23 protein-coding genes are annotated in these 23,382 nt (G+C 62.0%); 9 read left to right on the top strand and 14 right to left on the bottom strand.

Going from position 1 to position 23,382, the window contains the following annotated elements:
• Positions 1-105: 105 nt before the first annotated feature.
• From AC0L26_RS25605 to AC0L26_RS25595, 3 genes are all read right to left on the bottom strand, one after another.
• On the bottom strand, positions 106-714 hold the full coding sequence (locus AC0L26_RS25605) for a transglutaminase-like cysteine peptidase (RefSeq protein WP_354492462.1): 609 nt from the start codon (positions 712-714) through the stop codon (positions 106-108).
• A gap of 474 nt (positions 715-1,188) precedes the next feature.
• Positions 1,189-1,806 (bottom strand): PilZ domain-containing protein, encoded by a 618-nt coding sequence (locus AC0L26_RS25600; RefSeq protein WP_352930539.1) that lies wholly within the window; start codon positions 1,804-1,806, stop codon positions 1,189-1,191.
• 116 nt (positions 1,807-1,922) lie between these two features.
• A complete protein-coding gene (locus AC0L26_RS25595) occupies positions 1,923-2,561 on the bottom strand; it encodes a PAS domain-containing protein (RefSeq protein WP_352930537.1) in 639 nt (212 codons plus the stop codon).
• A gap of 399 nt (positions 2,562-2,960) precedes the next feature.
• Between AC0L26_RS25595 and AC0L26_RS25590 the strand changes: the two genes are divergently transcribed.
• Entirely contained in the window at positions 2,961-3,716 is a 756-nt protein-coding gene (locus tag AC0L26_RS25590) for a rhomboid family intramembrane serine protease (RefSeq protein WP_473635080.1), read from the top strand.
• Positions 3,717-3,975: 259 nt separating this feature from the next.
• Entirely contained in the window at positions 3,976-4,407 is a 432-nt protein-coding gene (locus AC0L26_RS25585; protein ID WP_023798170.1) for a CBS domain-containing protein, read from the top strand.
• A gap of 51 nt (positions 4,408-4,458) precedes the next feature.
• Here AC0L26_RS25585 and AC0L26_RS25580 read toward each other — a convergent pair whose 3' ends face one another.
• Positions 4,459-4,725, bottom strand: coding sequence for a YjhX family toxin (locus tag AC0L26_RS25580; RefSeq protein ID WP_473635079.1), 267 nt, complete (start codon positions 4,723-4,725; stop codon positions 4,459-4,461).
• 253 nt (positions 4,726-4,978) lie between these two features.
• Between AC0L26_RS25580 and gatB the strand changes: the two genes are divergently transcribed.
• Positions 4,979-6,478: an Asp-tRNA(Asn)/Glu-tRNA(Gln) amidotransferase subunit GatB gene (gene gatB / locus AC0L26_RS25575; protein WP_473635078.1), complete on the top strand. Its 1,500-nt coding sequence runs from the start codon at positions 4,979-4,981 to the stop codon at positions 6,476-6,478.
• 4 nt (positions 6,479-6,482) lie between these two features.
• The gene (locus tag AC0L26_RS25570) at positions 6,483-6,971 is read left to right on the top strand and encodes a GNAT family N-acetyltransferase (protein WP_473635175.1); all 489 of its coding nucleotides are present in this window, start codon (positions 6,483-6,485) and stop codon (positions 6,969-6,971) included.
• Between the two features lie 72 nt (positions 6,972-7,043).
• Here the strand turns inward: AC0L26_RS25570 and AC0L26_RS25565 are convergent, their stop codons facing one another.
• The 3 genes from AC0L26_RS25565 to panB all read right to left on the bottom strand — a co-directional run bounded on the left by AC0L26_RS25565 (position 7,044) and on the right by panB (position 10,294).
• Positions 7,044-8,441, bottom strand: a complete 1,398-nt coding sequence (locus AC0L26_RS25565) for an ArnT family glycosyltransferase (protein WP_473635077.1) — start codon at positions 8,439-8,441, stop codon at positions 7,044-7,046.
• A gap of 147 nt (positions 8,442-8,588) precedes the next feature.
• Complete coding sequence (gene panC / locus AC0L26_RS25560; protein ID WP_473635076.1) at positions 8,589-9,455, bottom strand: pantoate--beta-alanine ligase; 867 nt, start codon at positions 9,453-9,455, stop codon at positions 8,589-8,591.
• Complete coding sequence (panB, locus tag AC0L26_RS25555) at positions 9,452-10,294, bottom strand: 3-methyl-2-oxobutanoate hydroxymethyltransferase (RefSeq protein WP_473635075.1); 843 nt, start codon at positions 10,292-10,294, stop codon at positions 9,452-9,454. The genes panC and panB overlap by 4 nt, the downstream gene beginning before the upstream one ends.
• 227 nt (positions 10,295-10,521) lie before the next feature.
• Here panB and AC0L26_RS25550 point away from each other — a divergent pair, with 227 nt between their 5' ends.
• The 3 genes from AC0L26_RS25550 (at position 10,522) to AC0L26_RS25540 (ending at position 12,056) form a co-directional block, all read left to right on the top strand.
• Positions 10,522-10,920, top strand: coding sequence for an NADH:ubiquinone oxidoreductase subunit NDUFA12 (locus AC0L26_RS25550; protein WP_473635074.1), 399 nt, complete (start codon positions 10,522-10,524; stop codon positions 10,918-10,920).
• Between the two features lie 126 nt (positions 10,921-11,046).
• Positions 11,047-11,622, top strand: coding sequence for a DUF2155 domain-containing protein (locus AC0L26_RS25545; RefSeq protein ID WP_473635073.1), 576 nt, complete (start codon positions 11,047-11,049; stop codon positions 11,620-11,622).
• A gap of 65 nt (positions 11,623-11,687) precedes the next feature.
• A complete protein-coding gene (locus tag AC0L26_RS25540) occupies positions 11,688-12,056 on the top strand; it encodes a hypothetical protein (protein WP_095489491.1) in 369 nt (122 codons plus the stop codon).
• 29 nt (positions 12,057-12,085) lie between these two features.
• On the opposite strand, the gene aat is transcribed toward AC0L26_RS25540, so the two are convergent.
• From aat to AC0L26_RS25510, 6 genes are all read right to left on the bottom strand, one after another.
• Positions 12,086-12,703, bottom strand: a complete 618-nt coding sequence (gene aat, locus AC0L26_RS25535; protein WP_473635072.1) for a leucyl/phenylalanyl-tRNA--protein transferase — start codon at positions 12,701-12,703, stop codon at positions 12,086-12,088.
• A gap of 29 nt (positions 12,704-12,732) precedes the next feature.
• Positions 12,733-14,076 carry an acetyl-CoA carboxylase biotin carboxylase subunit gene (gene accC / locus AC0L26_RS25530; protein WP_352930518.1) on the bottom strand — a complete coding sequence of 448 codons (1,344 nt, stop codon included), beginning with the start codon at positions 14,074-14,076 and terminating at the stop codon, positions 12,733-12,735.
• Positions 14,077-14,095: 19 nt separating this feature from the next.
• Complete coding sequence (gene accB, locus AC0L26_RS25525) at positions 14,096-14,554, bottom strand: acetyl-CoA carboxylase biotin carboxyl carrier protein (RefSeq protein ID WP_354492448.1); 459 nt, start codon at positions 14,552-14,554, stop codon at positions 14,096-14,098.
• Positions 14,555-14,580: 26 nt separating this feature from the next.
• Entirely contained in the window at positions 14,581-15,015 is a 435-nt protein-coding gene (gene aroQ / locus AC0L26_RS25520) for a type II 3-dehydroquinate dehydratase (RefSeq protein WP_473635071.1), read from the bottom strand.
• Between the two features lie 250 nt (positions 15,016-15,265).
• Positions 15,266-16,069, bottom strand: a complete 804-nt coding sequence (locus AC0L26_RS25515) for a DsbA family protein (protein WP_473635070.1) — start codon at positions 16,067-16,069, stop codon at positions 15,266-15,268.
• An 84-nt stretch (positions 16,070-16,153) separates the two neighbouring features.
• Entirely contained in the window at positions 16,154-17,548 is a 1,395-nt protein-coding gene (locus AC0L26_RS25510; RefSeq protein WP_473635069.1) for a M48 family metalloprotease, read from the bottom strand.
• Positions 17,549-17,731: 183 nt separating this feature from the next.
• On the opposite strand from AC0L26_RS25510, the gene AC0L26_RS25505 reads away from it, so the two are divergent.
• Together AC0L26_RS25505 and AC0L26_RS25500 are read left to right on the top strand one after the other, a co-directional pair.
• Entirely contained in the window at positions 17,732-18,880 is a 1,149-nt protein-coding gene (locus tag AC0L26_RS25505; RefSeq protein ID WP_473635068.1) for a pyridoxal phosphate-dependent aminotransferase, read from the top strand.
• A 5-nt stretch (positions 18,881-18,885) separates the two neighbouring features.
• The gene (locus AC0L26_RS25500) at positions 18,886-19,815 is read left to right on the top strand and encodes a glutaminase (protein WP_473635067.1); all 930 of its coding nucleotides are present in this window, start codon (positions 18,886-18,888) and stop codon (positions 19,813-19,815) included.
• 105 nt (positions 19,816-19,920) lie between these two features.
• Here the strand turns inward: AC0L26_RS25500 and AC0L26_RS25495 are convergent, their stop codons facing one another.
• Positions 19,921-22,917: an Rne/Rng family ribonuclease gene (locus AC0L26_RS25495; protein ID WP_473635066.1), complete on the bottom strand. Its 2,997-nt coding sequence runs from the start codon at positions 22,915-22,917 to the stop codon at positions 19,921-19,923.
• Between the last annotated feature and the right edge of the window lie 465 nt (positions 22,918-23,382).

Below are 23,382 nucleotides of genomic sequence, written 5' to 3'. Positions count from 1 at the left end.
TACCCCCCCACCCCCCCCCACCCCCCATTCCTCTACGTCTCGTGGGCTCGGATATGTGTATAAGAGACAGGGGTGGGGACTCGACCGGGTTTTTGCGTCGCGTCCTTAGCGGACGCTGGCGACCGCGTCGGAGCGGCCGTCGTTGATCGTTACCCAAGCGCCCGAATTCTGGCTCGATTGGCGCTTCAGGTAGGTGTAGTCGGTGTTGGTCCAGGACAGCACCTTGGTCTCTAGATTGTCGAGGATGAACTCTCCGAGGCTGGTGCGCACGGTCAGCACCGCGTGGCCGTCTCCATTCGGCTGGCGCGCAACCGTCATCAGCAGGTCGCCGGCCGGTATGCCGATGTTCATCAACGCGCGGCGCTTTTCCAGCGCATAGTCCTCGCAGTCGCCGAAGCCGCTGTTGGGATAGGACCAGACTTCTTCCTTGCCCCACAGTTCCATGTCGGTGCGCGGCATGATCCGGGTGTTGACCGAATTGTTGATGCTGACGATCTTCGCCCACAATTTGCGGGTCAGCTCTACCGGCGCCTGCTTCGGCGTGCGCTGATTGCATTCCTGCGGAAGCTTCTGGCAGAATTCGTAATGGCCGACCGGCTGTGTGGTGCGGCTGCCGGTGTGCATGAAGGCAGGTCCCGCTGCGTACGCCGTTCCCCAGGCGGTAAGCTGCATCGCCATTGCCAAGAGCAACAGCTTGCCCCTCGTCTTCTTCATCGTCCAGTCTCCCCGTTTGAGGAGACAATGACACGATTGGATTTATTCGACGCAAAAGCTCGAAGTAGATATTAAGTAAAACGCCAATAGAATAAACATAAAATTTGAGTCATTTCAGTACAAGATTGTTGACGCGTTTCAGCGGAGCCGCGTCGGGTCGACAAAAATCCGTCTGAAATGGCCGGGCAATCGCTCAGGCTTGCGCTGCCCCTCATCTGCCTGCCGGCATCTTCTCCCCGTAAACGGGGAGAAGGGGCTGGTCGCAACCTTGGCGCTCTCCCAGAAACGCTGATGATTGGCGAAATTTTCAATGAAGGCGTCCTTCTCCCCATTTACGGGGAGAAGATGGCGGCAGCCAGATGAGGAGGGCGCCGACATTGACAATCGATCGCCTTTATACGGATCGGACGCCATCATTTGTCTAAATCGATTGCCCTGGAAATGGGCCGGTTCGACTGCGCAATCTGTCGTCTGTCAGGTTCCGGATGCGTTGAATTCGGAATCGAGTGTTTCGGGCCGCTGGATGACGGCGAACTCGATGGCCACGCCGTCCTCGAAATGGCGCACCACCTGTCCGTGCATGGTGCCCAGCGTGACCTGAATGCCGATTGCCGGCTTAACGTCGATCTCGACCGCCGCGCCCGAAAGCGACAGGTCGATGATGCGGCATTGGTACTCGCGCCCATCGGCGAGCTGAAGCACGCTGGTCGGGTTGCGCGGCGCCACGCGCTCATGACGGCGATCTTCCGGCAGATCGAGCTCGTGCTTGTTGGCAAGCCAGGTCAACTGCGCGGCAAGCTTGTCCTTCTTGCGTTCCGACGCGATGACGGTCATCGCAAAGCCATCCTGCAAGATGCGGGTGACGACGCCTTCGATGCGGCCGATGTGGTCGATATAGGCGATGACTTTCTCGCCCGGCATGCCGATGCGTTCGGTGCGAAGCGCGACATCGCCCGGTGACATGTCGACCACCTGGCACGGATGTTCGGTGCGATCCTCCAGCATGAAGCGCCCATAGATCTTCACGCCGACGCGCTGAAAGTTACGCCTTTCAGCTTGGGACGGCGCGGTGTCGACCGCCGCTGACCTCATGACGCCTACACCCCGTCTGGCATTCCACGCGTTGATGCAAGGAACCTCAACGGAAAACTATAGCGAGTCAGGTTAACAAAGGGGAAAGTCGGTCGCCGCTACTTTAGCGTTCGGGATTATTCCTCGCGGCCGCCGTCGAACACGACCAGATGGCGGATGCGGCGCGCCTGGCCCAGCGCCGAAATCGTTTCAGGCGGATCGAGTTCCGACGGGACAAGCGAGGGAACGTCGATGGCCGGCCGGTTCTTCAGGAGCATCGGTTCGTTCTCCGGATCAACGACGCGGATCGAATCGATCAAGGCGTCGGCGATTGGATCCGCACCCAGCCAGAAGGGCTTTTCAGCGGCGCTTATCACGCCGAGGCAGCGCGGATTTTCGACGCCGCCGTCGAGCGGCAGGGCAAGCAGCTCGAATTTGCCGGAACGCTCGTTGCGGCTGAAACCTTCATAGGTGATGAGCACCACGGATTTCTGGTCGAGGACGCCGTGGATCAGTTTTGAGACAAGCCGCTGGTCCTTCTCGCGCCACAGCGACGGGAAGGAAAAGCCTTTGAGTTCACGGCCATAGACCGCGCAAAGCCTGGTGCCGGCAAGCCGGAATACCGCTTCGCCGCGCGTATCCTTTTCCAGGATAAATGTGTCGGCCAGCAGCGACTTGATGTCGGCTGGTTCGATTTCCGAACGCTTCGGGGCAGGGCGCCCACCACGCAGCCGGTTCCAATAATGGAACAGCGTGATCGATCCGTTCTGGTTCATGCTATGCTGCTCCGCGCAATCTGTCGTCTGATGTCCCATCGGTGAACAGAAGGGCGCCCTCCGATGACCTACATGCGTTGCGGAGCAGGATGCGTGCCAGCATCGTTAACACTTGTTCACGGGTCGGGGCCGTTAAGGTTAACAAGTGGTTTACGTTGCACCTCGCTCAAGCCCGTGGCACGCTAAAAACACTCCAGAAACGGTCGTTTTGCAGCGATCGGCAGCATTTCAGTCAAGAGTTTGGGGAGCACGGGGGCTCGACCAGCCGTTCAAGGGCAACCTTGGACGGCTTCTTTTTGATTCGCGCCCATTTCGTTCTCGCGTCGATTCGCCCTTTGTGATTCGGTTGGCCATGGCCTAGATGCTCGCCAAGTCGAAGCAGGACCGAGTGCTAGCCATATGAGCGAACCAGAAAGCCCATCGGGAACCGAACAGGACGAGGGCGGGCCAGTCGGCCGCGAGCCGGAACGGCGCGAGCCGGTATTCAACATGCCGCCCATTGTTCTGGCGATTATCGGGCTCTGCGTCGTCGTTCACCTGATCCGGTTCTACTGGCTTACCGATGACCAGGATTTCTCCCTGCTGATCCGGACCGCTTTCATTCCGATCCGCTATTCCGGTCGCTTCGACCTCGACTTCTATGCGTTTTCGAGCCCCTTCACCTATGCCTTCCTGCATGGCGGCTTTGCTCACCTTGCCATCAACATGGTCTGGCTGGCGGCGTTCGGTTCGCCGTTGGCAAACCGCTTCGGTGCGCTTCGGTTCAGCCTGTTCTTCGCGGCGACGGGGCTGGCGGCGGTGGTGCTGTTCTGGGCCGTGCATCCGCTCGGCCAGGCACCGCTGGTCGGCGCATCGGGAGCGATTTCCGGAATGATGGGGGCAGCTGCCCGCTTTGGTTTCCGCATCGACCGCTCGTCCGGCAAAGCCGCCTTCGCCGGCGCGCCAATGCCAATGGCGGCAGTGTTCCGCTCGCGCGGAGTCATGACTTTTCTCGCCATCTGGATGGTGATCAATCTCGTTACCGGCCTCGTTGCCTTTGCGCCTGGCATCGACAGCCAGATCGCCTGGGAGGCGCATATTGGCGGTTTTGTCGCCGGCTTCTTCGGCCTGCGCGCCTTCGATCGGCGGCGGCAGGCGGAAGAGTCCACGGCCTGAAGCATGTCGCCCAAAAGTGCGTAGCGGTTTTGGGACAACGACATGCGATGCGCATTGAGACGCCGCACTTGAAATGCAATCGATCGCGGCGCACGATGTTTCCCACAGGGCCGCGTGTCCTCTTGGGCGCAAGGACGCTGTAGAACTTTGATTTGCGGCGCATGATCCTTTCCGACAATCGAGGCTGATTTTCGGGGTTCATGCGCAGAAGGAAAGCCGGTCAGGGCAGGAACCGGCAAGTAAAACTGAGGAGGACGCCATGACTGTTAAGGCAATTCTCGAGCAGAAAGGCCATGACGTGTTGACGCTCGGGCCGAACGAAAAGCTGAGCGAGGCCATTCGCATCCTGGCCGAGCACAGGATCGGTGCGCTGGTCATCACCAATGGCGATCACAAGATCGTCGGCATTCTTTCCGAGCGCGACGTCGTGCGGGTCCTCGCCAGGGAAGGAGCCGCCGCACTGGACATTGCGGTACGTTCGGCAATGACGCCCAAGGTGAAGATCTGCAATGAGAACCACACCGTCAACGAGGTCATGGAGATCATGACCAGCGGCCGTTTCCGCCATCTGCCGGTGGAAAAGGACGGCCTGCTCGACGGCATCGTCTCCATTGGCGACGTGGTCAAGCGGCGCATTGAGGATGTCGAGCGCGAGGCCGCGGAGATCAGGGCCTACATCGCGACGGCCTGAGATCGTCGGCAAGGAACCGCCGACCGCGATACCGGCCGGCGGACTTGCCCATCACCTGTTGTCGAGTTCGGCACGGACGAGTTCGAGCCCGCGTCGGGTAATGCGGTAAGGTCCGCCACCCGCCGAGGAGACCGCTCTCTTCCGCTTCAGTTTGCGAAACAGATCGAGATCGACGCCAGGATAGTGCCAGCCATCGCGGGTCAGGCATTTGACGGAAGCGATCCGCTTCTTCTCGTTCTTTTCGATTTCGATGCGCCCGCCCTGCGCAAGCAGATGCAGGACGCGCTGTTCAGTGCGCGAAATATTCCCGGGAAACAAAAAATGCCGCCGCCGCGAAGCATTGCACGATACATGCCCAATGGCGCCGCAATCCAAGACACTTGGCCCATCAGGCAAGCCGCGTGAACCGCTTCGACGCAACCTGAAGCGGACAAGTGATGTGCTACCAAAACCGGACAACTTGATTAGCTACCGACAGCCCGCGGCTTTGCGCTTGTCTCGCGGAACGGTTTGCACTAGCGAATGACCTTCACTTTAAACGTGGAATTCACGTCGCTAATCGCAGGCCGCTATGACCCTCATCGATACCCGCACGCCCGACGCCAAGCGCCTGATATCAGGCGCCACCGGTGATTGGGAGATCATCATCGGACTTGAGGTCCACGCGCAGGTGACTTCGGAGGCAAAGCTGTTCTCCGGCGCCTCGACGGCTTTCGGCGCGCCGCCGAACGCCAATGTCAGCCTGGTCGATGCGGCGATGCCGGGCATGCTGCCTGTGATCAACGAGGAATGCGTCAAGCAGGCGATCCGCACCGGCCTCGGGCTGAAGGCCGAGATCAACCACAAGTCGGTCTTCGACCGGAAAAACTATTTCTATCCCGATCTGCCGCAGGGATATCAGATATCGCAGTTCAAGCAGCCGATCGTTGGCGAGGGCAAGGTGATTGTCTCCGTCGGCCCGGACCGGCGGGGCGAATTCGAAGATATCGAGGTCGGCATCGAGCGCCTGCATCTGGAGCAGGACGCCGGCAAGTCGATGCACGACCAGCATGCGACCATGTCCTACGTCGATCTCAACCGCTCCGGCGTGGCGCTGATGGAGATCGTCTCCAAGCCCGACATGCGCTCCGCCGACGAGGCCAAGGCCTATGTGACCAAGCTGCGCACCATCGTGCGCTATCTCGGCACTTGCGACGGCAATATGGACGAGGGGTCGCTGCGCGCCGACGTCAACGTTTCGGTGCGCAGGCCCGGCGGCGAATTCGGCACGCGCTGCGAGATCAAGAACGTCAACTCGATCCGCTTCATCGGCCAGGCCATCGACTACGAGGCCCGCCGCCAGATCGCCATCCTGGAGGACGGCGGCAAGATCGACCAGGAAACGCGGCTGTTCGACCCCAACAAGGGCGAGACGCGCTCGATGCGTTCCAAGGAAGAAGCGCACGATTATCGCTATTTCCCGGATCCCGACCTTCTGCCGCTGGAATTCGACCAGGCCTATGTCGATGCGCTGGCAAAGGATCTGCCTGAACTGCCCGACGCCAAGAAAGCGCGGCTGATCTCCTCGCTTGGCTTGTCGACCTATGACGCCTCGATCCTGGTTTCGGAAAAGGCGGTCGCCGACTATTTCGAGAAGGTGGCCGCTGGTCGCGACGGCAAGCTCGCCGCCAATTGGGTCATCAACGATCTGCTCGGTGCGTTGAACAAGGCCGGAAAGGGTATTGAAAATGCTCCGGTTTCGCCCGATCAGCTCGGCGCGGTCATCGACCTGATCAAGGAGGGCACCATCTCCGGCAAGATCGCCAAGGACCTGTTCGAGATCGTCTGGAATGAGGGTGGCGATCCGCGCCAGCTGGTCGAAAGCCGCGGCATGAAGCAGGTCACGGACACCGGCGCCATCGAGAGGGCGGTCGACGAGGTGATATCGGCCAATCCGGACAAGGTCGAACAGGCGCGCGCCAAGCCGACCATGGCCGGCTGGTTCGTCGGCCAGGTGATGAAGGCGACAGGCGGCAAGGCTAACCCGCAGGCGGTCAACGACCTCGTCAAGGCCAAGCTCGGGATCGAATAGAATGATGTTCGTCCGCACCGCTGGCGAGCGCGATCTTGCCGCGGTCCGCGCGTTGCTGGTCGAAACCTGGCACGCCACCTATGACAGCATCTATGGTGCTGACAAAGTCACCGAGATCACTGATGAATGGCATTCGATCGCCTCGCTCAGGGCGCGGCTGACGCGGCCGAATTCCGAATTCCTGGTCGCGGACGACGGCAAGCGGATCGGCGGCATGGCTTTTGCCGCAGCCACCACGGATGCGAAAATCGTCATGCTGAACCAGCTGTACGTGCATCCGGCCTGCCAGAGGCAAGGCATCGGCCAGGCGTTGCTGGAAGAGGTCGAAGCCAGCTTTCCGGAGGCGCGAACGCTGCGTGTCGAAGTGGAAGAGGCAAACGCTCCGGCCGTTGCCTTCTACCGCTCGAAAGGGTTTTTGCCCGCCGGAACCACCGCCGACTGCGGTGGTGGTTCAGGGTTGCCGGCGCTGATTTTCGAGAAGACGATCGGATAGATTTCTCTGCCGCCCACGTCGCAGTCGGTTGCGTTTCACTGGCAGCGCCGGTCGATTGCGGTAGCCACGCCGTCAATGTCCTCCCTTGAGGACGACAAGATAGCCCCGTTCCACGCGAGCACGGAAAGCAGCTTGCTCCGACATCAAAGGGTCCTTGGATTTGTCGACGACATAGCCGCCAGGATGGGAGCGAAGCCATTCCTCGGGATTGTCGGTGCTCTCAAACGGCTTCTGGAACCGGGCAAGGAAGCCGACCTCGTCCTGGTAATCGAAGGCGACAGCCCAGTCCGCATCCTTTCGCGCGTCGATGAAGTTGGCCAGCGGCATGAGGTCCTCGCGCTTGAAAACGGTCGCTGATGCTACGGCATGGCCGGCGCCGAAAATGGCAAGCAGGGCGAAGGCCGAGTTTCTGAGCCGCATTAGTGGGATCTCCGCCATGAAATACCCGAACAGGATGGCCACAAATGGCAACACCGGCACCATATAGTGAGGCTGCTTGCCGGATATCGCGCTGAAAACCAGTAAAACCGCGACGAACGAGAACGACAGCAGGCGCAACGCGCGCAGGTCCGGCGATCTCGTGTCGATCAAGCCACGTATGCGGGCGCCCAGCTTCAGCCGCCATGTTTCGGGTATGAAGATCCACGGTAAAAGCATGATCGGCATCAGCACGACATAGAAATAGAACGGCCGGCCGTGGGAGTTGTGCAGATTGCCGGTGACACGCCCGGCCGACTGGTTCCAGACAAGGTCGTAGACGAAGTCGCCTTTCGTCAGGATCGTCGCAGGCACCAACCAGATCGCCACTGGGATCAATGCAGCGAGAATTGCCAGACCCGCCCCGGCGAAGAATTTCGGCGTCGCCAGCCCGACTTGCCGATCGCGCCAGAGCGGATAGAGCAGGATGGGGGCGCCGACATGGATGAGCACCACCGGACCTTTCGTCAAAACACCCAGTCCGATGAACAATCCCGCTAGGACCGCGTGCCGGCGGTTGCCGCTCCTGGCAAAGGCAAGCAACGACAAAAGCGCGGCGAGCACGAAGACCGTCAGCAGCATGTCGAACAGGATCAGTGTCGAATAAACGACGAAGATGATGCTTCCCGCGACCAGCCAAGGGACTCGGCTTACAATGTCGTTGCGTTCGGGAAAGAGGGTTTTTGCCAGCCGCGTCGTCAGCCAGATGACGAGCGACGACGAAACGAAGATAACGAGCATCGCCGCAATCCGGCTTGCGCCGAAAATGTTCCAGGCCAGATCGATAAGCCAGAACAGCAGCGGCGGCTTTTGCAGATAGGGCGCGAAATTCATCGTCGGAACGAAGATCCGCCCGCTCAGATACATCTCCCAGGTGACGCCGAGATATCGTGTTTCATCGACAGGCAGGAGCGGCCGGAAGGCGACCGCAATGCAGATCAATGCAAGCAGGAACAGATAGGGGAGCAGCCGCTCGACATGTGCCGGTATCAAGATTGAGGATCCGCGCCAGAAATCATTGTCATTCCAGCCGAGCTGATGCAGCGCTCCTGGAGCGCGCAGGACCGCACCATGATTTTGGCCGAATTGTAACGAAGCCGGCCTGGTGCTGCAGATTTTGGAAATGAGGCCGCGAATCCCTTAGTCGCGTCGCGCTTTAGGTGGGGGAACTTCCACATTGTCGATCAGCCGAGTCTTGCCCAGCCAAGCGGCTGCGAGCAGGCGGCCGTCGCGGTTTGGCCGCCACGGGGCGAGGGTCAGATTCTCGCGCGCCGCGACATAGTCGACTTTGTCGAAACCGGCCTCGACAAGCGCGTGGCTGGCCTCGGCGGTTGCGCTGCCTTCGTCGCTGCCTTCCACAAGTGCCACTGCTGCCCGGCGCAAAATGAGGTTGAGCTGGCGCGCCACCTCGAGCTCGGATTCGCCGAGATAGGCGTTGCGTGACGACATGGCGAGGCCATGCGCGTCGCGTACCGTTGGCGCGCCGACGATTTCCACCGGCAAATCGAGGTCACGGCAGAGCTGCCTGACAACGCAAAGCTGCTGGTAGTCCTTTTCACCGAAGACCGCGCAGTCGGGCGACGCCTGCAGGAAGAGCTTTGCCACGACCGTCGCGACGCCGTCGAAGAAGGTCGGCCGGAAATCCGATTCCAGCCCAGCGGCTGGTCCGCCAACCGAAATCTTTGTGGCGAAGCCGGCCGGATACATCTCCGCGACATCAGGGGTGAAGGCGAGCTGTGCGCCGGCCTCGCCCAGTCGGTCGAGGTCGCGGGCGAGCTGGCGCGGATATTTGTCGAGGTCTTCGCTCGGCGCGAACTGCGTCGGGTTGATGAAGATCGAGACAACGCAGCGATCGGCCTTTGCCAGCGCGATCTCCACCAGCGAGATATGGCCGTCATGCAACGCACCCATGGTCGGCACCATGGCAACGCTGAGGCCATCGCGGCGCCAGTCGCGGATTTGCCCGCGAAGGGCGGCGACGCTGTCGACGACGCGAGGCCGGCTCATGCTTTGTTCTTGTCGGCTGCGGCGGAAAAGACGTGGTTTGGGCCGGGAAAAGTCCGGCTTCGCACCTCCGCTGCATAGCTGGCTGCCGCCCGGGATATGACACTGCGCAGGTCGGCATATTGCTTGACGAATTTCGGCACGCGGTCGACGGTCAGGCCGACCATGTCGTCGATGACCAGAATCTGGCCGTCGCAGTTGCCGCTGGCGCCGATGCCGATGGCTGGAATGGAAATGTGCCGGGTGAGGTCGGCGGCGACGGTCTCGACGGTGCCCTCGATGACCACCGAAAACGCGCCGGCCTTCTCGACCGCTTCGGCGTCGCGATAAAGCGCCGCCACATTCTCCTGCGTCCGACCCTTGATCCTGTACCCGCCATCGCTTTCCACCGATTGCGGCTGCAAGCCGATATGTCCCATGACCGGAATGCCGGCAGCGACGATCGTCGCGATCTGCCGGGCAACTGTGACGCCGCCTTCCAGCTTGATGGCCTGGCAACCGGTTTCTCCGACGATCCGCCGAGCCGAAGCGATGGCCTGCGCAGCCGAATCCTCATAGCTTCCGGCGGGCATGTCGACCACCACGCAGGCCTTGGCGGAACCGCGCATTACGGCTTGGCCATGGGCGATCATCATCTCCAGCGAGGCGCCCAGCGTCGTCTCGTGGCCGTGGAGAACCATGGCGACGCTGTCGCCGACCAGAAGCAGGTCGACATGATCATCGAGCAGGCGAGCGACGGGGTAGGTATAGGCGGTGAGGCAGACGACCGGCACGCCGCCCTTGCGCAGGCGGATGGAGCTGGCACTGATCCGCAGCTCAGGGTCGGATGCGTCCGGGGCCATCTTTACCTCCCTCAACCGTCAATCAGGCTGGTACCTGCATAGGACGCGCAGAGCTTTAGAAAGACGAGGCAGTCTTGGCAAGGCACCCTCGGCAGCGCAAAGGCCTGCATCGGGTTCTGACAACCATTTGAGCGGCTGGTGCGGCAAAACTCTTGCCTTGGCGCGGGCCTGACGCCATAAGCAGGAAACAGGTGTCGCCGCCGCGAGAGCTTGTCACGAGGATTTGGATGAAGACTTTCCTTCTGCAGTTTTTCACATGGTGGAACAGCCAGACGCTGGGAACGCGCTTCCATACCTGGCGGCATGGCAAGGAAGTCGGGCAGGACGAGGCTGGCAACGTCTATTACGAGGGCGGCGTCGATTCCGAAGGCCGCACCCGCCGCTGGGTCATCTATCGCGACTATTCGGAAGCCTCGATGATTCCGCCCGGCTGGCATGGCTGGATGCATCACCGCGTCGATGCCGCGCCGCCGAGCGACACCTACAAGCCACGCGACTGGCAGAAGCCGCATCAGCCGAACCTCACCGGAAGTGCCGCGGCCTATCGCCCCAAGGGCTCCATACTCAGCAATCAGCACCGCCCGCAGGTGACCGGCGATTACGACGCCTGGACGCCGGGGTCGTAACTGCTCGCCAGGCGCGGTTCGGTCCTTTATCGCCACAATTGGCGTTTAGCTGCTTGTCGATCTGACAGCAGCGACTAGCCTTGGGCGCGACAGAATCACCCCGGGCGCAAACCACCGGATCCTTGCATGAGCATTTTCAGCCGAATTTCGATGGGCGGACTGACGGTGGTCGCCGCTTTTGTCGCTTGCGCCATCGCCGCCGCACAGACGCTGGAGGCGCCAGTGGAACCGGGGGCACCGATGGAACTGGAGCCGCCAATGGAACCGGGGGCGCCGATGGAGCCGGAGGCGCCAGTGGACCCGGATGCGACAGTGGAACCGGATGCGACCGTGGCGCCGGCGACGCCGGCGGCACCAGAACGCATCACCAATCCCGTCGCCGAATTTGCCGGCATCGACAAGATCACCGGCCGCATCATCACCTTCGATGTCTATATCGACGAGACGGTGCAGTTCGGTGCTTTGCAGGTAACGCCGCGCATCTGCTATTCGCGGCCGCAAACCGAAGAGCCGAAGACCGATTCCTTCGTCGAAGTCGACGAAATCACGCTGGATCGCAAGATCCGCCGCATCTTCACCGGCTGGATGTTTGCCGAAAGTCCCGGCCTCAATGCCGTCGAGCACGCCGTCTACGACGTCTGGCTGAAGGGCTGCAAGCAGAAGTCGGACGTGCCGGCACCCGACGCCGCCAAAACCAATTAGAGCGCTGCGTCCTTTCGGAACTGCCCTGCCAGCCGCGCGTTAGGGCACGTGCGGAGGACGTTCCGATGATGGCCAACAAAGGCGAACTTCTCGAACTCGAAAAAGGGTTCTGGACCGGCGACGCAGCCTATTTCAAAGCCAATGCCGACACCGAATGCCTGGTGGCGTTCCCACAGATGGCGCAGGCGATGAGCAACGCCGATCTGGCCGAAACCGCGACGGACCCGAACCGCTGGCGCGATCTCGACATCGACCTCAAGGGCATCATCGAGCCGGGCAGCGACATTGTCATGCTGACCTATGAGGCCCACGCCACTCGCGAGAATGGCGAGCCTTATGCGGCGCTGGTCAGCACCGGCTATGTCCATCGCGTCAATGGCTGGAAGATGATGTTCCATGCACAGACGCCGCTGGAAGTTGCGGCAAAAGACTGACTGGACGGTCGTCAGGGAAAGACGGGTCGTCAGGGAAAGAAGACCGCTTCGCCCTTCAGCGCGTCAGCCAGCATCTTCTCGTACTTGCCCCTGGGGACGTCGACCGCCCCGAAGCGTTTGAGGTGGTCAGTGGTGAACTGCGTGTCGAGCAGCGCAAAGTGGCGTTCCTTCAGGCGCTCGACCAGATGCACAAGGCAGATCTTCGACGCGTCGGTTTCCCTGGCGAACATGCTTTCGCCGAAGAACACCCGGCCGAGCGACACGCCATAGAGGCCGCCGACCAGCCGGTCCTCGCGCCAGGCTTCGACCGAATGGCAATGACCCATCCGATGAAGCTCGACATAGGCCTCGCGGATCGGTGCATTGATCCAGGTCGACCGGCGTTCTTCGCGCCTCTCGGCGCAGCCATCGATGGTCGCCTCGAAGTCGAAATCGAAACGGATGTCGAACTGCTTTTTCCTGATCGCCTTGCTCAGGCTCCTTGGTGTGTGAAAACCATCGAGCGGGATGATGCCGCGCGTCTCCGGCCGCACCCAGAACACTTCGGGATCGGTGGCACTTTCGGCCATCGGAAAGACGCCCGAGGCGTAGGCCTTGAGCAACAGGTCGGTCGGGATGCGATAGCCTGGCGCGTAAGGACGGGTCATCGCGGCATCATAATCTATAAGTTCGCGACCTAATCCTCTTTGGCCAGATATTTTTCCAGCCAGTGGATGTCATACTCGCCATTGGCGATATCGGCATTGCCGACGAGATCACGGAACAGCGGCAGCGTCGTCTTGATGCCGTCGACGACGAATTCGTCAAGCGCCCGCCGCAGCCGCATCATGCATTCGACCCGGTTGCGGCCATGCACGATCAGCTTGCCGATCAGGCTGTCGTAATAAGGCGGGATCTTGTAGCCGGAATAGACGCCGGAATCGACGCGGATGCCGAGGCCGCCCGGCGTGTGGAAATGGGTGATCGTGCCGGGTGACGGGGTGAAGGTACGCGGATCCTCGGCATTGATGCGGCATTCGATGGCGTGGCCCTGAAAGCGGATATCTTCCTGGCGCACCGAAAGCCCGCCGCCCGAGGCGACGCGGATCTGCTCATGCACGAGGTCGATGCCGGTGATCGCCTCCGTCACCGGATGCTCGACCTGCAGGCGCGTGTTCATCTCGATGAAGTAGAATTCGCCGTTCTCGTAGAGGAATTCGATGGTGCCGGCGCCGGAGTAGCCGAGATCGGCGATCGCCTTGGCGCAGACGCCGCCGATATGCGCACGCTCCTCGGCATTGAGCGCCGGCGAGGGCGCTTCTTCCCAGACCTTCTGGTGACGGCGCTGCAGCGAACAGTCGCGTTCGCCGAAATGCACGCCGCGGCCGGCGCCGTCGCCGAACACCTGCACCTCGATGTGGCGCGGCTTTTCGAGATATTTCTCGATGTAGACGGCGTCGTCGCCAAAAGCGGCCCCGGCTTCCGAGCGCGCTGTCTGCAGCGCGACTTCAAGATCGGCTTCGCTGCGCGCCACCTTCATGCCGCGTCCGCCGCCGCCGGCCGACGCCTTGATGATCACGGGATAGCCGATCTCGGCGGCGATGCGTCTGGCTTCCTTTTCCTCGGTGACCGCGCCGTCGGAGCCGGGCACCACCGGAATGCCAAGACGCTTTGCGGTGCGCTTGGCCTCGATCTTGTCGCCCATGATGCGGATGTGGTCGCCGGACGGGCCGATGAAGGTGATGTTGTGGGCGGCGAGGATATCGGCGAATTTGGCATTCTCCGACAGGAAGCCGTAGCCTGGATGCACAGCGTCGGCGCCGGTGATCTCGCAGGCTGCGACGATCTGGTGGATGTTGAGATAGCTGTCGCGCGACGGCGGCGGCCCGATGCAGACGCTCTCGTCGGCGAGCCGGACATGCATGGCATCGGCATCGGCGGTCGAATGCACCACTACGGTCTGGATGCCGAGCTCCTTGCAGGCGCGCAGCACCCTCAGTGCGATTTCGCCGCGATTGGCGATGAGGATTTTCTGGAACATGTTTCGGCTGTTCCCGGCTCTATTCGATCACGACGAGCGGCATGCCATATTCGACCGGCTGCGCATCCTCGAACAGGATCGCCGTCACCGTGCCGGCGCGGGGCGAGGGGATCTGGTTCATCGTCTTCATCGCTTCAATGATCAGCAGCGTCTGGCCTTCCTTGACCTGCTGGCCGACCTCGATGAACGCCTTGGCGTCGGGCGACGGCGCCAGATAGGCGGTGCCGACCATGGGCGAGGCGACCGCGTTCTTGGATATCTCGGCCGCTGCCGGAGCGGTTGCGGCCGCCGGCTGCGCTGCCGGCGGTGCATAGGCGGGCTGCGGTGCGGCGACTGCATGGACGGCCGGCGCCTGTCGCGACACGCGCACCTTCAAGTCGCCCAGCTCGACCTCGATCTCGGTGAGGTTGGTGTCGTTCAGAATGCCCGCCAGATCGCGAATAAGCTGCTGGTCAACACCGTTCTTCTTTATCGACATTTTCGAGCCTTCTGTTTGTTGGCCGGTCATAGGCGTGCGGCCAGCGCCTGCAGCGCCAGCGTGTAGCCGAGCGGCCCGAACCCGCAGATCACGCCGACGGCGACCGGCGAGACCATGGAGACGTGGCGAAATGATTCCCGTGCATGGATGTTGGAGAGATGAACTTCGACGACGGGCAATGGCGCAATGGAGCGGATGGCATCGTAAATTGCGATCGAGGTGTGGCTGTAGGCGCCTGGATTGATGACGATGCCGACAGCCTTGTCGGCGGCTTCCTGGATCCAGTCGACGAGGTCGCCCTCATGGTTCGACTGACGGAAATCGATCTCGAGCCCAAGTGTCGCGCCTGCCTGTTTGCAATCGTCGGCGATCGCGGCAAGCGTCTTGCCGCCATAGATGCCCGGCTCGCGCTTGCCGAGCGCGTTGAGGTTGGGACCGTTCAAGACGAAAACCGTTTTCAAAATGCCGACCTTTCCCAGTGTGGCTAGCCACACTGGCAATTTATACATTTGTGATGTGGTGGATTTGAAGTTCCTGAACGCTGGTGCCACGAAAGGAGCAGGAACTTCAAATCCACCACATCAGCACCGGCATCAGCCGGCGCACTGGGCCTCTATAATGGGCTTAGACGCCTGCGAAAAGAGCGCAAGTGGGTTCTTTCGCTGTCCACAACAGGCGGAAAATGGCCTGCGCCGAAAACCCAGCGGTCGATCAGAGTGCAGCCTTGGCCGCCTCGATCTTCTCCGCCAGCACTTCCTGCCCGAGCGCCCCGAACACCACCTCGTTGCCGACCACATAGGAGGGCGTTCCGGTGATGCCCAGCTTGTTGGCAAGGTCATAGGTCTTGGTGAGGGCCTCGGCGATCGACGGGTCCTTCATCTTCTCGCGCAGCGTCGCTTCGTCGGCGCCGAGCGAAAGCGCTACCTTGATGGCCGCCGCTTCGGTGGCGCGTCCCTGGGCGCCGAGCAGCGCGTTGTGGAACGCTCCGTATTTCTCCGGCATCATCAGGTGGAAGGCCATCGAGACGACGCTCGCCTTCTGCGAATCCGGGCCGAGGATCGGGAACTCCTTGAGCACGAAGCGCAGGTCCGAATCGGCTGTCGTCAGCGTCTGCATGTCCTCCATGGCGCGTTTGCAGTAGCCGCAATTGTAATCGTAGAACTCGACGATGGTGACCTTGCCGTTCGGATTGCCGACGACGCCGTCGAAGGCCGAGTTGAAGATCTGGTCCTTGGCATTTTGGATGATGGCGAGACTGGCGACGCGCTGCGCCTCCTTCTGCTTGGCCTCGAGCGCTTCCTGAGCCTCCAACAGCACTTCCGGGTTCTTCAGGAGATAGTCGCGGATAATGCCTTCGACTTCGGCCCGGTCGATCTTGGTGTCGGCGGGCGCCGCCTGGGCGATCTGCGCGGTATCGGCGTTTGCCGTCTGCGGGCTTCCGGTCACGAACCCGAAACCCAGCATGGCGAGAGCGACCGCCACTCCGGTGGTGCCCAGCAGAATTCCCTTGTTCATGGTCCCTAAATCCTTCGCCTGGTTCCGGCCCAATTGGTCTGACCCGATTGGTCCACTATATGTCGCCGCGCACGGCCGGAATGTTCACTTTTTCTTGCCTGACGGTGCGTAGTTTATGATGTCCTGAGCGCGGATCCAGCCCGGCTCGCCGCGTCTCATTTTCATCTGCGCACGCATTGCGAAGATTTTGGCATCCTTGTAGGCGCCGGAATAGAAATGGCCTTCGGCGGTCGCAAGGTCCGCGGCCGGGATTTTGCCGAGCTCGCCATAGGCCTGCGCCAGATAGCGGTACCCTACGGCGTTTTCCCGGTCGCGACCCAGGCCCTTGTTGATTTGGACTACCGCTTTCTCCAGGGAATCGGGCGTGCCGACGGCCATCAGCGCCTGGCCGTAGGAGACCGGCAGCAGCCCGGATCGCGCCGGATCGAGGCTGACCGCCTTGGCGAAGGCTTCGGCGGCATCCCTCGGCTTGTTCGCCTTCATCAAGATGTCGCCGCGCAACTCCTGGAAATAGGGGTTCTTCGGCTGTGCCTTGATCAGCGCGTTGGTCTTGGCCAGCGCCTTGGCCAGATTGCCGTAGAGATAGGCCGTTTGCGCATCGCCATATTGCGAGGCGAGGCTGCCCGGATTCTTGCGCATCAGCCGCGATGCGGCGGCCTGACCTTCCATGTAGGCGGCGATCTTGATGCGCATCATGTCGTGCCGCTGCTGCAATGCCGGCGGATCGACCTTGTCGACATAGGGGCTCTGCTTGACCAGCACTTCGAGATTGGCGATGCGTTCCCGCGGCAGCGGATGGCTGATCCGGTAGGGATCGACCTGCGCTCCCGACAGCGAGAGCGCACTCTGGAAGCGACCGAAGGTCTTCAGCATGCCCATGCCGGACTGGCCTGTGGCATTGAGATAGGTTATCGCCGAGCGGTCGGCGGTCATTTCTTCGGTGCGCTGATAGGCGAGAATACTGCGCTGCGCCATCTCGCCGCCGCCAGCCGCAACTCCCATGCCGGCGCCGGCAAGGCCTCGGCTTTTGGAGGTGGCGCCGGCGACGATGGCACCGGCGCCAAGCAGGGTCGCGATGATGGCCATCGTCTTGGCGCGTTCGAGCTGGTTGCGCAATTTCTGCTGGTGCCCGCCGGCAATGTGGCCGGCTTCGTGGGCGATGACGCCGATGATCTCGTTGGGTGTCTCCGCCGACATCAGGGCGCCGGTGTTGATGAACAGGCGAGGCCCGGCAACGAAGGCGTTGAAACTCTGGTCGTTGACCAGCACGATGTCGACGCCGTCTTCCGGCAGGCCCGCGGCCCTGAAGATCGGCCGCGCATAGTCGCGCACCAGCGCTTCGATCTCGGCATCTCGCACCACCGGCACGTTTTGCGCGAAGGCGCTGACCGTGCTGGTCACAGCGACGGTCGCGGCAAGCGAAAACGTGGCGAAGACGCGCGCTGCCCTGGCAATCGTCGATTTGGGTCGGCTCAACATGGCAGGTCCACTGGTAGACGAGCGGGCGAAGGATGAAAAGTCGGCGCTGAAACTTTACTGAACTTGTGATCCTCACATCAATCGGGCATTTGTGCGGCGCTGGACACCAAAGCTCGGCGCCGGCAGCCGGCAAGGTCAACCCCCAAAGGGCCGACCCCAGGGGCTGACAAGGAATGAGGTCAAATGGTTGTATCGCTTTCGCGTCGCGGCGAAGTCGAGCCGTTCCACGCCATGGACATTCTGGCGGAAGCGAATCGGCTAAAGGCCAGGGGCGTACCGGTTGTTTCCATGGCCGTAGGCCAGCCGTCCGATCCGGCGCCGGCCGGTGTCAGGGAAGCGGCGAGGAACGCATTGAAAATGGGGTGCATCGGCTACACCGATGCGTTGGGCCTTGCGGGCCTGCGCGAGGCGATCGCGCAGCATTATGCCGACCACTACGGGCTTGACGTATCGCCAAGCCGGATCGCCGTCACCACCGGGTCGTCGGCCGCCTTCAACCTGGCCTTTCTGGCGATGTTTGATCCAGGCGACCGTGTCGCCATCGCCGCACCCGGCTATCCGGCCTATCGCAATATCATGGCGGCGCTCGGCATCGAGATCGTCGAGATCGAGCTCAACGGTGATGCCTATCTCCACGCCGGACATCTGAAAGCCGCGCATCGCGAAAAGCAGCTGAAGGGCGTGTTGTTCGCCAGCCCGGCCAACCCGACCGGCGCGATCATACCGGCCGACGAGCTGTCGGCGCTGGTGACGACCGCGAAAGAACTCGGCATCGCCGTGATCTCCGACGAGATCTATCACCGGCTGGCTTACGCTGCGCCGGACACCACGGCGCTTGCCTACGACCCCGATGTGACGGTGATCAATTCCTTCTCGAAATATTACTGCATGACCGGTTGGCGCATCGGCTGGATGGTGCTGCCGGAACAATTGGTGCGGCCGGTCGAGCGCATCGCCCAGAGCCTTTACATCTCGCCGCCGGAACTGTCCCAGATCGCCGCGATCGAGGCGTTTAAGGCTAAGCAGGAATTGGAGGCGGTGAAGGCGCGCTACGCCTGGAATCGCGAGCTTTTGATGAAACGGCTGCCCGAACTCGGCTTTACGCTGGCCGCACCGATGGACGGCGCCTTCTACGCCTTCTGCGATGTCACCAGGCACACCAACGACAGCATGGCCTTCGCGCGCAAGATGCTGGCTGAGGCGCATGTCGCGGCGACCCCCGGCCGTGACTTCGATCCGCTTCAAGGCCATCGAACCATGCGCTTTTCCTATGCCGGCAGCCACGATGAGATGGCCGAGGCGATGATGCGCATCGAACGCTGGCTGAAGTAGCGCGAATGCCGGAACTCGAACAGGCTTTGACCGAAATTGCCGCTGAGATGGCGGAGCGCACGGATCGCGGCGACGTCGCGACCTACATTCCGCAACTCGGCAAGGTCGACCCGAAGAAGTTCGGCATTGCCGCCGTGACCAATGACGGTCGCATGCTGGTGGCGGGTGACGCCGATGAGCCGTTTTCGATCCAGAGCATTTCCAAGGTGTTCACGCTGACTTTGGCGCTCGGCAATGTCGGCGATGCGCTGTGGCAGCGCGTCGGACGCGAGCCTTCGGGCAACCCATTCAACTCGATCGTCCAGCTCGAGCATGAGAACGGCATTCCGCGCAATCCATTCATCAATGCCGGCGCCATCGTCATTTCCGACATTCTGCTCGCCGGCCATCAGCCGCGCGAGGCGATCGGCGAGATCCTGCGCTTCGTCCAGTTCCTGGCCGACGACGAGACCATTATCATCGACCGCGAGGTCGCCGCTTCGGAACGCGCTACCGGCTTTCGCAATTTGGCGCTTGCCAACTACATGAAATCATTCGGCAATCTCAACCACGCGCCGGATCTGGCGCTGGGCGTCTATTTCCACCATTGCGCCATCGCCATGAGCTGCCGGCAATTGGCTGTGGCCGGCCGCTTCCTCGCCAATGGCGGTAAGAACCCAGCGACCGGCCATTCCGTCGTATCGGCCGAGCGCGCCCGCCGCATTGGCGCGATGATGCTGACCTGCGGTCACTATGACGGCTCAGGTGATTTCGCGTTCCGCGTCGGCATTCCCGGCAAGAGCGGCGTCGGCGGCGGCATCTTGGCGATCGTGCCGGGCGTGGCGTCACTTGCCGTATGGTCCCCCGGCCTCAACGCCAACGGCAATTCCAGGCTGGGCTCGGTCGCGCTGGAACGGCTGGCGAAGATGATGAATTGGTCGGTCTTCGCGCCGTAGAGCGGTTCACCGGTTCACGGAAACGCCGGACAAGAAAAATCCCGCGCCGTCTTTGAACAGCGCGGGATCATTTGATTAAAAGATCAGGTTAACTAGCTGAAAAGCTTAAAAGAAACCTTTCTTCTGCCACCAGCCGGCACGCTTCGGCTTGTCCTCGGTCTTTGCCTCATCGGCAACGGTCGAGGACACGATAGGCTCAACGGGAGCATCTACCGGTACAGGCTTGCGTCGCGATGGGCGGACCTTCGGCTTTTCGTCGAGGGCGGCCACGGCTGTTTCCTCCAAAACAGGTGCGGGAGCCTCGGCGGAGGCTTCCGGCTCGGCAGGCGGCGCCTCGGCGACGACGTCCGCCGCAGCCTTCTTCGGCTTGGCGGCGCGGCGTGGCTTCTTCGGCTTCTCAGCGGTCGGCACGTCGTCGTTGGCCGGAGCAAGATCCGCCGGTTCTTCAACCGGCGTTGCGGCTAGCGGCTCGCTGGAGACGGCCACAGCGTCCGGGACTTCGCTTGCGCGGCCATCGGCCGCCTCGGCAGTGCCTGCCTCGATCTCGCCTTCGCCATCTTCACGGCGATTGCGCTTACCGCCGCGCTTGCCGCGCCGGCGCTTCTTGCCCTGACCGTCATCCGGCCCCCGACCTTCATCAGGCTCTTGACCGTCATCCGACGCTTCCACGGCCTCGGTGACGCCGACCTGCTCTTCGTCGGCCGCTTCGGCGCCTTCATCGTTTGCTGCCTCGGAGACGCCATCGGCAGTGGTCGAGACGGACGTGCCGTCCACGGGTGCGCCGTGCTCACGATCGCGATCCTTGCCGCCGCGCCGTCTGCGGCGCTTGCGGCGCTTGCGGTCGCGGCCTTCGCCATCCTCGCTTGGCCTCGGCTGCTGCGGCTGCTGCGGCTGCTGGGCGTGGCGCGGTTGCTCCGCCAGTGCAACAGTCTCGTCCTCCTCGTCGATGACGATTTCGTCTGCAGGCTCTTCCGGCTCGACATAGGCGGGCAAGGTGCGCATCTCGACGAAGCCTTCAGGCTTTTCCGCCAGCGCGCCGCGGAAGATCGCATAGTGCTGGGCGCCGACCGTATCGTCGGCTTCGACGGTGATAGTCAGGCCGAACCGGCTTTCGAGTTCCACCAGCGTGCCGCGCTTGTGGTTGAGCACATAGAGCGCGGTCGCGGCCGGCGTCCGCACCGTGATGTGGCTGCGCGAATCCTTGAGCAGGAATTCCTCGATCGCCCGCACCACCATCAGCGCGACAGACGAATCGGACCTGACATGGCCGGTGCCGCCGCAATGCGGGCAAGGCTTCATGGTCGATTCTAGCACGCTGGCACGGATGCGCTGGCGCGACATCTCCATCAGGCCGAAATGCGAGATGCGGCCGACCTGGATGCGGGCGCGATCGTTCTTGAGGTGATCCTTCAGCCGCTTCTCGACGGAGCGATTGTTGCGGTTCTCCTCCATGTCGATGAAGTCGATGACGATCAGGCCGGCGAGATCGCGTAGCCTCAGCTGCCGCGCGACTTCCTCGGCCGCCTCCAGATTGGTGTGAAGCGCTGTGTCCTCGATCGAGTGCTCCTTGGTGGAGCGGCCCGAATTGACGTCGATGGCGACCAGCGCTTCGGTCTGGTTGATGATGATGTAGCCGCCGCTCTTCAGCGTCACCTGCGGCTGCAGCATGCGGTCGAGCTGCGCCTCGATGCCGTTGCGCACGAAGATCGGCGTGGTGTCGCGGAACGGCTGCACCACCTTGGCATGGCTCGGCATCAGCATGCGCATGAAGTCCTTGGCCTCGCGATAGCCTTCTTCGCCGGAGACCAGGATCTCGTCGATGTCCTTGTTGTAGAGGTCGCGCACCGAGCGCTTGATCAGGCTGCCTTCCTCGTAGACCAGGGCAGGGGCCGTGGACTGCAGCGTCAGATTGCGGACGTTTTCCCAAAGCCGCATCAGGTATTCATAGTCGCGCTTGATCTCGGCCTTGGTGCGGCTTTCGCCGGCCGTACGCAGGATGACACCCATGCCCTGCGGCACTTCGAGGTCGGCGACGACCTCTTTCAGGCGCTTGCGGTCCTGTGCGTTGGTGATCTTGCGCGAAATGCCGCCGCCGCGCGCCGTGTTGGGCATCAGCACCGAATAGCGGCCGGCAAGCGACAGGTACGTGGTGAGCGCCGCACCCTTGTTGCCGCGCTCTTCCTTGACGACCTGCACCAGAAGGATCTGCCGGCGCTTGATCACTTCCTGGATCTTGTATTGGCGGCGCACCGGCTTGCGGCGGTTGCGCGCTTCTTCCAGCGCATCCTCGGCGCCGACCGATTCGACCTCGTGGTCGTCCGAATGCGAGGAATGCACCTCTTCCAGCATGCCGCGATCGTTGTCGGTGGACGTGGCTTCGCCGACCGAGTCCGCCTGCGGCACGGCTTCGGAAATCACATCCGCTTCAATGCTGGCGGCGATGGAATTTGGACCGCCTTCGGAAGGCCCAGTCTCATCATGAGACGTCTCATCATGGTGCGCCTCACTATGGCTGGCTTCACTGTGACTGGCGATATCCTCGCGATGTTCAGAAGTCTCGGATGCCGTGTTCACATTTTCGGAAACGGCATCGCCGCTCTCCGCGAGCGCATCGCCGCCGTTCTCGTTGAGTTCGCCGCTCTCATTGGAATCGGGGGAATCGGCAGAACCGGCAGAATCGTCGTCGGCCGCACCTGCATCACGCTTGTGTTCGCCGCGGTCGCGGCTCTTGCCGCCGCGCCGGCGTCCGCGCCGGCCGCGATCGCGGCTCTGGCGGTCGTCGCCTTCGCCGTCCTCGTCGTCCTCGTCTTCGGCCTCCTGCGCTTCCGCGCGCAGCAGCGCCTGACGGTCGGCGACCGGAATCTGGTAGTAATCGGGATGAATTTCACTGAAGGCGAGGAAACCGTGACGGTTGCCGCCATACTCGACAAAGGCTGCCTGAAGCGAGGGTTCGACGCGGGTTACGCGGGCGAGATAGATATTTCCTTTGAGCTGCTTCTTGTCCTGGGATTCAAAGTCGAATTCTTCAATACGGTTACCGCGAACGACGACAACACGTGTTTCCTCCGGGTGGGAGGCGTCTATCAGCATCTTGTTGGGCATTATTTCGTTTCCCCCCGGCAGCCGTCAGCCGCAGCTTGCGGGGCAAAGCCCGCCGCTGTGAGTGTGGATGAACATGGGTGCCGGGCAATTGAACGTCCGCCGGCCGCGGCCTGAGCGCCATGACGGTGCCGCCCGCAGCCATAATGGCGCGGTTTGCTGCGGACCTTTCCATGATTGCGCTTGAAGCCATCGTAACCAGCAGAACCTTTTTGAACCAAAGCCCGGGAAAACCGGACCAGCTTGTTTGCTCGTACAGAGCCGGCGCGGGACAATCCCGGCCGTTTTCCTTACGCAGGCGTTTCCCCCGCCACGGGCTCGCGCCTGCGAAATTCGTCGCGATCACCTGATGCCTTTTTCGCCTGAAGCGAAAGGAGCCGTCGTTCATCTGACCTGTAGCAGGAAGCTGCGGAGAAGGACGGTTCCAGGATTGCAGTGATCCACCATCGCTTTTATGATTTGGCGGGT

It is taken from the genome of Mesorhizobium sp. WSM4823, assembly GCF_055811195.1.
Note: the sequence above shows the minus strand (reverse complement) of the source record. Positions and strands in the feature narration are given on the sequence as shown.